The sequence below is a fragment of the Bacillus sp. L_1B0_5 genome (assembly GCF_000836715.1).
In the GTDB taxonomy this organism is placed as follows: domain Bacteria; phylum Bacillota; class Bacilli; order Bacillales; family Bacillaceae_G; genus Bacillus_A; species Bacillus_A thuringiensis_S.
Genome location: NZ_JXIS01000025.1, coordinates 40050 through 51893, shown reverse-complemented (window position 1 = coordinate 51893; position 11844 = coordinate 40050). Strand labels below are relative to the sequence as shown.

Below are 11844 nucleotides of genomic sequence, written 5' to 3'. Positions count from 1 at the left end.
GTTAAGTGTTAGACTCCATTTTTTTACCAATGAATTTTAATTGCTTATTAATCTCATCTTTAGATACTTTTTTGTCCTTAATCTTTCTTTCGAGCTTTTCGAGTAACATAAAGATTTTTTTATCTGTACTTACACGAACATCGAAAGTAGGGTGCTCGTCACTTAGCTGCTTTTGAAGCTTCTTACGTAGAGGTTTTAATCCAAATCTTTCGTGATGCTCCGGTGTAACTGCTATGTAGAGATCTAAATTTGAGTTTACTGCTGTGCTTTTTGTAATTTCATCCATAGCGAGAGCTCTTTTCTTCGCTCCTTGTGATATAGATTGATTAAAGGATTCCGTACTCGTCTTTGTTAACTTTGGACCTTTTTCTTTCTCCGTTCGTTTTGCTTCTTCTTTCACTTTTTTATCTAAAGGACTATTATCACATCCGGTAAAAGAGCTAAATAGAAGTGCAAATAATGCGGTTATGAGGCCGAGTTTTCGCATAATTATCATTCCATTTCTATTGCAATATGTAATGTGATAGAAAAAGGATGACTGCATATCATCCTTTTTCTATTTCACAGCAAGTCTGATTCGTTATTGCTGTGAGTATTGTGGTTCTTCTTGTTGGACTTCTTCAACGCGTGGGTTTAAAGAATCGATAATCGTTTGTGTTTGCTGCGCAGCTGTTTGGAAAAGTTGCTTAGCTTGTTGGTTATCCGTATCAAGAGCGAATCCCTCTAAGCTAGCTTGTGCACTTTTTAATCCAGAAACAGTTTGCTTTAGTTTCGTAATTACAGTCATTGAATGAAGCCCCCTTTGGAATATCAATTCAAAGATTATAATTTGTGAGTTGGGGTGAATTTATGATTGGAAAATTTAGGGGTATTACATGTGTGGATTACAATTTTGTAATGAATATGTAAGGAAAAGCGATAGTGGAAAAACCCTCTTTCTCCTAGAATAAAGAAAGTAAAGTAAGTTAAAAGGATATTTTAAGGAGAGAAAAATGAAGAATTTATTATTAGGTTTAATTGGACTTTTTATATTAGTTATTGGTGTGGCAAGCTTTTCTCATAATGAGGTGACTGATAGATATAATCCGCTTGTGAAAGAAGAATTTGTATATGTAAAAGCGAAAGAATCTGGCCGATTATCTACAGTTGGAGAGGTAGCTGGAGACTATAAACTTACTGGTTATTACGCTTCGGGTGAAGGAAGAGACGTTAAGTTTTATGCACCTCGTGGGCTTCGAGAAGGAGCGTATGTAAAGGTTAAAACAAAAGGTGAATATATTGAAACATACCAAGAAGTACAGCCGAATGAAATTCCAAAAGAGATTAAAGAGAAACTAGATAAATAAAATGGGTAAGAAGTGCCTCCTAAATGTAGAAATTAGGGGGCTTTTTTATGCAGACAAAAAGCGTATATATAATGTGCTATTAAAGAGTTTTTATTGATTTAAATGGTTTTTATTGCTATTATTATGAAGAGAAAATGAAGTGTTTTCTATAATCATGCGCCCATAGCTCAGTCGGATAGAGCGGTGGTTTCCGGTACCACGTCTGCCGGGGGTTCGAATCCCTCTGGGCGCGTTAAAAAGTCCTAACTTACGTTTTGTAGGTTAGGACTTTTTTTATTTACCTCTTGTTATATCTACTAATAAGATTTACTATTAGTACTTGGTGATAATTTTTAACTTTATTATTTTCTTTCAATATTATTCAAATTTCGGTTGTAAGTTGTAAATCTCATTAATACATATAAATTAATAATATTTTGGAATGGGTGTCTGTGATAGCATTCTCCTTTTACCAAACTTATTGTACAATAGAAACAAGGGGGAGATTAGTTTGAAGGCAAGTCTTTTACAAGAACAAAGCTTACGTTTGGCAATGACACAAGAGTTAAGGCAAGCGATTACAATGCTCCAGTATAATGTACAAGAATTATCGGAGTTTTTGTATGAGCAATCGTTAGAGAATCCCCTTATTGAGTTAGGTGGTTTTGAGAGGGAGAAGAAAAAGAGCTCTAACAACAGTAAAAGTACCAGCAAACAAGTCGAGAATCAGATGGAGATCTACAGTGTGGATTCTACAACGATTCAGCAACATTTATTAAATCAAATACAGTATTATAAAATAGATGAAGAAGAGCGAAAAGTAGCTTCTTTCATTATTATGAACATGGATGGAAATGGATATTTACAAGAAACGAATGAAGAGTTAGCAGAGCTCCTTTCTGCGCATATTCATGTAGTCGACCGCTCTGTAGAGCTTGTCCAATCACTGGAACCAGCAGGGGTAGGGGCGCGTAATATTCAGGAATGTTTAACCCTGCAATTGAAGCGCTTACAAAGGCGGAATGGATTAGCAGAAGAGGTTGTAGAAGATCATTTCGCTTATTTTGTGAAGAAAGATTGGCGAAAGCTCGTTCAAGTGTTGAAATGTAGTAATGAGGAATTACAGAGTGCGGTAAATTGTATAACGTCATTACAACCAAAACCAGGTCTTGCGTTTTCTTCAGATAAACCACTTTATATTGTGCCTGATATGGCGGTGAAAAAAGATGGCGATCGCCTCGTTTTACAAATGAATGAGAGAAATATGCCGAGAATTGAAATTCATTCTGAATATAGTGCGCTTCTTAATAATAGTGAAAGTGAAGTAGCATCTTACGTATCAGAAAAGTATCAGCATGTGCAATGGATTATGCGCAGTTTGAAACAGAGAAAACAAACACTTCTGCAAGTGATGACGATTATTATGGAAAAACAACGTGATTTCTTTTGGGGAGGTCCAGCGTATTTGAAGCCTCTCGCTTTAAAAGAGGTGGCGGAAGAGCTAAGTGTACATGAGTCTACGATTAGTCGTGCAACAAGAAATAAGTATGTGCAAACGCCACACGGTTTATTTGAGATGAAATCGTTCTTTAGTAATGCAATTTCGACGACAGAGGATGAGGCAGTTTCAACGAAGCGAGTGAAACAGTTTATTCAAACGCTTGTGGAAGCAGAGAATAAGAAAAAGCCACTCTCAGATCAAAAGATTTCAAAATTATTAGAAGAAGAGCATGAAATTGTTATTTCTCGAAGAACAGTGGCGAAGTATAGAGAACAAATGCATATCCCAGCTTCGTCATTACGAAAAACGATCGGATAGGTGAAGAAGATGAAAGTTGTACTGTATACTAAAAAAGATTGTGGCCTTTGCGTGAAGGCGAAACAAGTTTTACAGGAAGTACAATGTGAATATTCTTTTCAAATCGAGGAAATAGATATATATGAAGATAATGACCTTTTAGAAAAATATCACTTAATGATTCCGGTTGTAGAAATGGACGGAAAACAAGTAGAATATGGTAACATTCACAAAGGTGTCATAATAAACTATATAAAGAATGCAGTTAAGAGTTGAATAAGTTTCTATCTCCTGTTACAATAATACACGTAGCAGGGATTATTTTTTTAACCTATGTGGGACACAAAATGTCACTACGGGACGTAAAGTGACCATGAAGGAAAAATGAACCAATGTAGTGAGGAGAAAAGATATGCGCTCATGGATTCAGAACACAAAAAAATTATTACCTGATCTGCTACCTGTTATGCAAACGAGAATGCAAATTCTTCAATACATTAGGCTCATGCAGCCGATTGGAAGAAGAAACTTATCAGCAAGCCTCGGTATGACAGAACGAGTATTGCGAAGTGAAGTTCAAGTTTTGAAAGAACAAAACTTAGTTCACGTCGCTTCTTCTGGAATGACTTTGACAGAAGAAGGAACAGCTTTAGTTCTTGCTTTGGAAGACTTTATGAAAGAAATTTCCGGGTTAAAGGTTTTAGAAAAGCAACTTAAGGAAACATTAGACTTGGATGAAGTTTTCGTTGTCCCTGGTGATAGTGATGAATCACCTTGGGTCAAACTGGAGATGGGCCGTGCTTGTGTGACTTGTATAAAAGACCGTCTGACAGCGAATAATATCGTTGCTGTGGCTGGAGGAACTACGCTAGCTGCTGCTGCGGACATGATGCAACTTGATTGCAAAGATTTACATATGCTATTTGTCCCAGCACGTGGTGGAATTGGAGAAGGTGTTGAATTAGAAGCCAATACCATTTGTGCCAAGATGGCGCAAAATACGATGAGTAATTATCGCTTGTTGTATGTTCCAGACCATGTTAGTAGCGAAGCATATGCGTCTATTGTGACAGAGCCTTCCGTGAAAGAAGTTCTTGAGTTGATTCGATCTTCCAATATCGTCATTCATGGAATAGGTGATGCGTTAACAATGGCACGTCGCAGAAGTACTTCAGAAGCAGATTGGTTAAAGATTCAAGCAAGCGAAGCAGTTGGCGAAGCTTTCGGTTACTACTTTAATGAAGAAGGAAATGTTGTTCATAAAGTAAGAACAGTTGGTATGCAACTAGAGGATTTACAAAATGTATCTCACGTTGTAGCAGTCGCTGGAGGTTCTTCAAAGGCAAAGGCAATACAGGCTGTAATAAAGCAAGGGCACACTTCAATTCTAATTACAGATGAAGGTGCAGCAAAACAGTTAACAAAGGGTTTTACCCTTTAATATAATCCCCCAAGGAGGAAATTCAAATGACTAAAATTGGTATTAATGGATTTGGACGTATCGGACGTAACGTATTCCGCGCAGCTCTTAACAACTCTGAGGTAGAAGTAGTAGCAATCAACGACTTAACAGATGCTAAAACATTAGCTCACCTTTTAAAATATGACACAGTTCACGGAACTTTAAATGCAGAAGTATCTGCTAACGAAAACAGCATCGTTGTTAACGGTAAAGAAATTAAAGTTATCGCTGAGCGTGACCCAGCTCAATTACCATGGAGCGACTACGGAGTAGAAGTAGTAGTAGAATCTACTGGCCGTTTCACTAAAAAATCAGACGCTGAAAAACACTTAGGTGGATCAGTTAAGAAAGTTATCATCTCAGCTCCAGCTTCTGACGAAGATATCACTGTAGTTATGGGTGTTAACCACGAACAATACGATGCAGCTAACCACAACGTAGTATCTAACGCTTCTTGTACTACAAACTGTCTAGCTCCATTCGCTAAAGTATTAAACGAAAAATTCGGCGTAAAACGCGGAATGATGACAACAATTCACTCTTACACTAACGACCAACAAATCTTAGACTTACCACACAAAGATTTACGTCGTGCTCGTGCAGCAGCTGAAAACATGATTCCAACATCTACTGGTGCAGCTAAAGCTGTAGCATTAGTATTACCAGAACTTAAAGGTAAATTAAACGGTGGCGCTGTACGTGTTCCAACTGCTAACGTTTCTCTTGTTGACTTAGTTGTTGAACTTGACAAAGAAGTAACAGTTGAAGATGTAAACGCAGCATTCAAAGCAGCAGCTGAAGGCGAATTAAAAGGTATCCTTGGATACAGCGAAGAGCCATTAGTATCTATCGACTATAACGGATGTACAGCTTCTTCTACAATCGATGCATTATCTACAATGGTAATGGAAGGTAACATGGTTAAAGTACTTTCTTGGTACGATAACGAAACTGGTTACTCTAACCGCGTAGTAGACTTAGCAGCTTACATGACTTCTAAAGGTCTTTAATTCTTAATTATATAAGCAATCAATGACAAAACGAGGGAGAGGGTTTGTTCCCTCTCTCTTCTTTCGTTTTAAAAGCAAATGTGTTAAGCTTTTGAATGGGTTTTGTCAATCCTAACTAGTAGTCGGAGGGAAATCCAATGAACAAAAAATCAATTCGTGACGTAGATTTAAAAGGTAAGCGTGTATTTTGCCGCGTTGATTTCAACGTACCTATGAAAGAAGGCAAAATTACAGATGAAACTCGTATCCGTGCAGCTCTTCCTACAATTCAATATTTAGTAGAGCAAGGTGCGAAAGTTATTTTAGCAAGCCACTTAGGCCGTCCAAAAGGTCAAGCAGTAGAAGAATTACGTCTTACTCCAGTAGCAGCACGTTTAGGCGAGCTTCTTGGTAAAGATGTTAAAAAAGCGGACGAAGCATTCGGACCAGTTGCACAAGAAATGGTTGCAGCAATGAACGAAGGCGACGTATTAGTTCTTGAAAACGTACGTTTCTATGCGGGCGAAGAAAAGAACGATGCAGAACTTGCGAAAGAATTTGCAGCACTTGCTGACATCTTCGTAAACGATGCATTCGGTGCAGCTCACCGTGCTCATGCTTCTACAGCGGGTATCGCAGACTACCTACCAGCAGTATCTGGTCTATTAATGGAAAAAGAGTTAGATGTACTTGGTAAAGCACTTTCTAACCCAGAACGTCCATTTACAGCTATCATCGGTGGTGCGAAAGTAAAAGATAAAATCGGTGTAATTCGTCATCTATTAGACAAAGTAGATAACTTAATCATCGGTGGCGGACTTGCTTACACATTCGTTAAAGCTTTAGGTCATGAAATTGGTCTATCTCTATGTGAAGACGACAAGATTGAACTAGCTAAAGAATTTATGCAACTTGCAAAAGAAAAAGGCGTAAACTTCTACATGCCAGTTGATGTTGTAATCACTGAGGAATTCTCTGAAACTGCAACAACTCAAATCGTTGGTATCGACTCTATCCCTTCTACATGGGAAGGCGTGGACATCGGTCCTAAAACACGTGAAATTTATGCAGATGTAATTAAAAACTCTAAGCTTGTTGTATGGAATGGACCAATGGGTGTATTCGAAATGACTCCATTCGCAGAAGGTACAAAAGCAGTAGGACAAGCATTAGCAGATGCAGAAGATACATACTCTGTTATCGGCGGTGGTGACTCTGCAGCAGCTGTTGAAAAATTCGGTATGGCTGATAAAATGAGCCACATTTCTACTGGCGGCGGTGCGTCATTAGAATTCATGGAAGGTAAAGAGCTTCCAGGTGTAGTTTGTCTTAACGACAAATAAGTAGCAGCCAAAGAAAAAGGACGGTGCAAAGCATGCGTAAACCAATTATCGCAGGTAACTGGAAAATGAATAAAACTCTATCTGAAGCAGTTAGCTTCGTAGAGGAAGTTAAAGGTCAAATCCCAGCAGCTTCAGCTGTTGATGCAGTAGTTTGCTCTCCAGCTCTATTCTTAGAGCGCCTTGTAGCAGCAACTGAAGGAACTGACTTACAAGTAGGTGCACAAAACATGCACTTCGAAAAAAATGGTGCATTCACTGGCGAAATTAGCCCAGTAGCACTTAGCGACTTAAAAGTTGGTTATGTAGTACTTGGCCACTCTGAGCGTCGTGAAATGTTTGCTGAAACAGATGAGTCAGTAAACAAAAAGACTATCGCAGCATTTGAACATGGTTTAACACCAATCGTATGTTGTGGTGAGACTTTAGAAGAGCGCGAAAGCGGAAAAACATTTGATCTAGTAGCAGGTCAAGTGACAAAAGCACTTGCAGGTTTAACAGAAGAGCAAGTTAAAGCAACTGTTATCGCTTATGAGCCAATCTGGGCTATCGGTACAGGTAAATCTTCTTCTTCTGCAGATGCAAACGAAGTATGTGCGCACATCCGTAAAGTTGTTGCAGAAGCTGTTTCTCCAGAAGCTGCAGAAGCTGTTCGTATTCAATACGGCGGTAGCGTAAAACCAGAAAACATTAAAGAGTATATGGCACAATCTGACATCGACGGCGCTTTAGTTGGCGGTGCTAGCTTAGAGCCTGCTTCGTTCTTAGGTCTTCTGGGGGCGGTAAAATGAGAAAGCCAACAGCTTTAATCATCCTTGACGGTTTCGGACTTCGTGAAGAAACTCACGGGAATGCTGTAGCACAAGCTAAGAAACCTAATTTTGATGGTTACTGGAACAAATTCCCTCATACAACGCTTACAGCTTGTGGTGAGGAAGTAGGTCTTCCAGAAGGTCAAATGGGTAACTCTGAGGTTGGTCACTTAAATATTGGTGCTGGCCGCATCGTATATCAAAGCTTAACACGCGTAAACGTTGCAATTCGTGAAGGTGAGTTCGATCAGAACGAAACATTCCAAAATGCAATTAAAAGCGTAAAAGAAAAAGGTACTGCTCTTCATTTATTCGGTTTACTTTCTGATGGTGGTGTGCACAGTCACATGAACCATATGTTTGCTCTTCTTCGCTTAGCAGCAAAAGAAGGCGTGGAGAAAGTTTATATCCATGCATTCTTAGATGGCCGCGATGTTGGACCACAAACAGCAAAAGGTTATATCGATGCAACAAATGAAGTAATTAAAGAAACAGGAGTAGGACAATTCGCGACTATCTCTGGTCGTTATTACTCCATGGACCGTGACAAGCGTTGGGATCGCGTAGAAAAATGTTACAGTGCTATGGTGAATGGTGAAGGCCCTACTTATAAATCAGCAGAAGAGTGCATAGAAGACTCTTATGCGAACGGTATCTATGATGAATTCGTATTGCCGTCTGTAATTGTTAACGAAGATAACACGCCAGTTGCAACAATCAATGATGATGATGCAGTTATCTTCTATAACTTCCGTCCAGACCGTGCAATTCAAATTGCTCGTGTATTTACAAACGAAGACTTCCGTGAGTTCGATCGTGGTGAAAAAGTACCTCACATTCCAGAATTCGTATGTATGACACACTTCAGTGAAACTGTAGATGGTTACGTGGCATTCAAGCCAATGAACCTTGATAACACTTTAGGTGAAGTTGTTGCGCAAGCGGGATTAAAGCAACTTCGCATCGCGGAAACTGAAAAGTATCCGCACGTTACATTCTTCTTTAGCGGTGGTCGTGAGGCTGAATTCCCAGGAGAAGAGCGTATCTTAATTAACTCACCAAAGGTTGCAACGTATGACTTGAAACCTGAAATGAGCATTTACGAAGTAACGGACGCTTTAGTAAATGAAATCGAAAATGATAAACATGATGTTATCATTCTTAACTTTGCGAACTGTGATATGGTTGGCCATTCTGGGATGATGGAACCAACAATTAAAGCAGTAGAAGCAACTGACGAATGTTTAGGAAAAGTTGTAGAAGCGATTCTTGCAAAAGATGGTGTAGCACTTATTACTGCTGACCATGGTAATGCTGATCAGGAGTTAACTGCTGATGGCGGTCCTATGACAGCTCATACAACTAACCCGGTTCCTTTCATCGTTACAAAAAATGATGTAGAGCTTCGTGAAGGTGGTATTTTAGGAGATATCGCTCCAACAATGCTTACACTTTTAAATGTGGAACAACCGAAAGAAATGACAGGTAAAACAATTATTAAATAATTTGCTTATATAAAAAGGAGAGAATTTATTATGTCAACAATTATTGATGTTTATGCTCGCGAAGTCCTTGACTCTCGTGGTAACCCAACTGTAGAAGTAGAAGTTTACACAGAAAGCGGCGCTTTCGGACGCGCTATCGTACCAAGTGGTGCATCTACTGGTGAGCACGAAGCAGTAGAATTACGTGACGGTGACAAATCTCGTTACCTTGGTAAAGGTGTTGTTAACGCAGTAAACAACGTTAACGAAATTATCGCTCCAGAAATCGCTGGTTTCGATGTAACTGACCAAGCTGGTATCGACCGTGCTATGATCGAATTAGATGGCACTCCAAACAAAGGTAAACTAGGCGCTAACGCTATCCTTGGTGTATCTATGGCAGTAGCTCACGCAGCAGCTGACTTCGTAGGTCTTCCATTATACCGTTACCTTGGTGGATTCAATGCAAAACAATTACCAACTCCAATGATGAACATCATCAACGGTGGTTCTCACGCTGATAACAACGTTGATTTCCAAGAGTTCATGATCTTACCAGTTGGTGCTCCAACATTCAAAGAATCAATCCGTATGGGTGCTGAAGTATTCCATGCACTTAAAGCTGTATTACATGACAAAGGTCTTAACACTGCAGTAGGTGACGAAGGTGGATTCGCTCCAAACCTTGGTTCTAACCGTGAAGCTCTAGAAGTAATCATCGAAGCTATCGAAAAAGCTGGTTACAAAGCTGGCGAGAACGTATTCTTAGGAATGGACGTTGCTTCTTCTGAGTTCTACAACAAAGAAACTGGTAAATATGACCTTGCAGGCGAAGGCCGTACTGGCTTAACTTCTGCAGAAATGGTTGATTTCTATGAAGAGCTTTGCAAAGACTTCCCAATCATCTCTATCGAAGATGGTTTAGACGAAAACGACTGGGATGGTCACAAATTATTAACTGAGCGTATCGGTGATAAAGTACAATTAGTTGGTGACGATTTATTCGTAACTAACACTCAAAAACTTGCTGAAGGTATCGAAAAAGGTATCTCTAACTCAATCTTAATTAAAGTTAACCAAATCGGTACTTTAACTGAGACTTTCGAAGCTATCGAAATGGCTAAACGTGCTGGTTACACAGCAGTTGTATCTCACCGTTCTGGTGAAACTGAAGATGCTACAATCGCTGACATCGCAGTTGCAACTAACGCTGGCCAAATCAAAACTGGTTCTATGAGCCGTACTGACCGTATTGCTAAGTACAACCAATTATTACGCATCGAAGACGAACTAGGCGAAATCGCTGTTTACGATGGTATCAAATCTTTCTACAACATCAAACGATAATTGTAGAAAATAACGGCAGACCGTGAGAAATCACGGTCTGTTTTTTTATGCTAAAATTGTTCACCCGTCATAAGTGACATGAAATGTTTGAAGAAGCGATTATAATCAAAATCAATTGCTATTTGATGACTCGGCCAATCAATAAATGGTTTAGATTCTCCTAAAGAGCGAAATTCTCCAATGCTTGCCCCCTGTGCATAAGATTCTGTCATGACAACGATAGGTGATCTGTGATAGGTAAACATAGAGTTATCAAGTAAAGCAAGTATTGGCATTGTGTCATGGAAGGGGCTACCCTTTAAATGTGGTAGGGCGTCTTTATAATATCCGTAGTAATAATGATCGAATAACGGTTTGACAAGTGGAGCTTTTCCTTTTGCTTCAATGTATTCGGCCATTTCTGGTGTAATGATGGAATATTGGGTGACGTTTAATGGGTATATGTACATGTTAGCTGCGGATTGAAGGACTATATTAGCTGCAGTAGGGTCGCCATAAAAGTTTGCTTCGGAAATAGGGGTAACATTACCAGGATGTAAAAAGGCACCGCCCATTACGTAGTAAGATTTAACTTGCTCCATTAATTGTTTACATACGATAAATAAAATTGCTAGGGAGGTAAGTCTTCCTAAGCTCACAATAATTAATTCATCTTTATACTGTTCAATAAGAGGAATAACTTCAAAAAAATTCTCCATTTCTTCGTTAGTTACATTCACCTTTGGAATAATTGGCCCGAGCCCTTGTTTCCCGTGTACATCTGTAAAAAAAGAAGGAGGAGCACCAGTAATTGGACGTTCTGATCCACCAAAGATTTTGATATTTCTACCCTTTACTTCGTTTGTAAGAAAATAAGCATTTTCTACGGCCATTTTTTTTGGAACATTGCCGTAATCAGCAACGATACCGACGATTTCTATTTCATTGATAAAGAATGCTAAGAGGAGAGCCATCGTATCATCAATCCCAGGATCACAAAAAATAAGAACTTTTTTGGGCATATGTTCACCACCTATCTTGTTTATCCCGTACAAACCCGCTTGGTTAGGGTTAATCATCAATGGGGATGAGGAAACCCTCATTGATTAAAGTTTTACTTTATATATATGTAAGCTTATGGATAAAAAGATTATTTTATTGAAATAATAGTCCTTTAAATTCAGAAAATAAAAACTTTTTATATTAGGTCAAGGTTTTTGACGTAATTTTCATTTAGAAATGCAGTCATATCAAGGTTGTAAGCGTATAACATCGGCTGTTTTTGCTGTCAAGTGGATAAATTGCAGC

The 11844-nt window shown here is 38.9% G+C and carries 12 protein-coding genes and 1 tRNA gene; 10 read left to right on the top strand and 3 right to left on the bottom strand.

The window, feature by feature from the left end:
* Window position 1: 1 nt before the first annotated feature.
* A complete protein-coding gene (locus RT27_RS08230) occupies window positions 2-487 on the bottom strand; it encodes a YhcN/YlaJ family sporulation lipoprotein (RefSeq protein WP_016079756.1) in 486 nt (161 codons plus the stop codon).
* Between the two features lie 93 nt (window positions 488-580).
* Window positions 581-787 (bottom strand): DUF1657 domain-containing protein, encoded by a 207-nt coding sequence (locus RT27_RS08225; protein ID WP_000216166.1) that lies wholly within the window; start codon window positions 785-787, stop codon window positions 581-583.
* 205 nt (window positions 788-992) lie between these two features.
* Here RT27_RS08225 and RT27_RS08220 point away from each other — a divergent pair, with 205 nt between their 5' ends.
* From RT27_RS08220 to eno, 10 genes are all read left to right on the top strand, one after another.
* The gene (locus RT27_RS08220) at window positions 993-1346 is read left to right on the top strand and encodes a YxeA family protein (protein WP_043935802.1); all 354 of its coding nucleotides are present in this window, start codon (window positions 993-995) and stop codon (window positions 1344-1346) included.
* 156 nt (window positions 1347-1502) lie between these two features.
* A tRNA-Arg gene (locus RT27_RS08215) sits at window positions 1503-1578 on the top strand.
* A 258-nt stretch (window positions 1579-1836) separates the two neighbouring features.
* Complete coding sequence (gene rpoN / locus RT27_RS08210) at window positions 1837-3144, top strand: RNA polymerase factor sigma-54 (RefSeq protein ID WP_043935801.1); 1308 nt, start codon at window positions 1837-1839, stop codon at window positions 3142-3144.
* Window positions 3145-3153: 9 nt separating this feature from the next.
* The gene (locus RT27_RS08205) at window positions 3154-3399 is read left to right on the top strand and encodes a glutaredoxin family protein (protein ID WP_000869730.1); all 246 of its coding nucleotides are present in this window, start codon (window positions 3154-3156) and stop codon (window positions 3397-3399) included.
* A gap of 136 nt (window positions 3400-3535) precedes the next feature.
* Window positions 3536-4564: a gapA transcriptional regulator CggR gene (gene cggR / locus RT27_RS08200; RefSeq protein ID WP_001258185.1), complete on the top strand. Its 1029-nt coding sequence runs from the start codon at window positions 3536-3538 to the stop codon at window positions 4562-4564.
* 26 nt (window positions 4565-4590) lie between these two features.
* Window positions 4591-5595 carry a type I glyceraldehyde-3-phosphate dehydrogenase gene (gap, locus tag RT27_RS08195; protein WP_000161234.1) on the top strand — a complete coding sequence of 335 codons (1005 nt, stop codon included), beginning with the start codon at window positions 4591-4593 and terminating at the stop codon, window positions 5593-5595.
* 137 nt (window positions 5596-5732) lie between these two features.
* A complete protein-coding gene (locus RT27_RS08190) occupies window positions 5733-6917 on the top strand; it encodes a phosphoglycerate kinase (RefSeq protein WP_001036333.1) in 1185 nt (394 codons plus the stop codon).
* A gap of 32 nt (window positions 6918-6949) precedes the next feature.
* Window positions 6950-7705 (top strand): triose-phosphate isomerase, encoded by a 756-nt coding sequence (tpiA, locus tag RT27_RS08185; protein WP_001231038.1) that lies wholly within the window; start codon window positions 6950-6952, stop codon window positions 7703-7705.
* Window positions 7702-9231 (top strand): 2,3-bisphosphoglycerate-independent phosphoglycerate mutase, encoded by a 1530-nt coding sequence (gene gpmI / locus RT27_RS08180; protein ID WP_016079762.1) that lies wholly within the window; start codon window positions 7702-7704, stop codon window positions 9229-9231. Before tpiA ends, gpmI begins: the two co-directional genes overlap by 4 nt.
* A gap of 30 nt (window positions 9232-9261) precedes the next feature.
* Window positions 9262-10557, top strand: a complete 1296-nt coding sequence (gene eno / locus RT27_RS08175) for a phosphopyruvate hydratase (protein ID WP_000103951.1) — start codon at window positions 9262-9264, stop codon at window positions 10555-10557.
* A 50-nt stretch (window positions 10558-10607) separates the two neighbouring features.
* Here the strand turns inward: eno and RT27_RS08170 are convergent, their stop codons facing one another.
* Complete coding sequence (locus RT27_RS08170; protein WP_043935800.1) at window positions 10608-11558, bottom strand: nucleoside hydrolase; 951 nt, start codon at window positions 11556-11558, stop codon at window positions 10608-10610.
* Window positions 11559-11844: the final 286 nt, after the last annotated feature.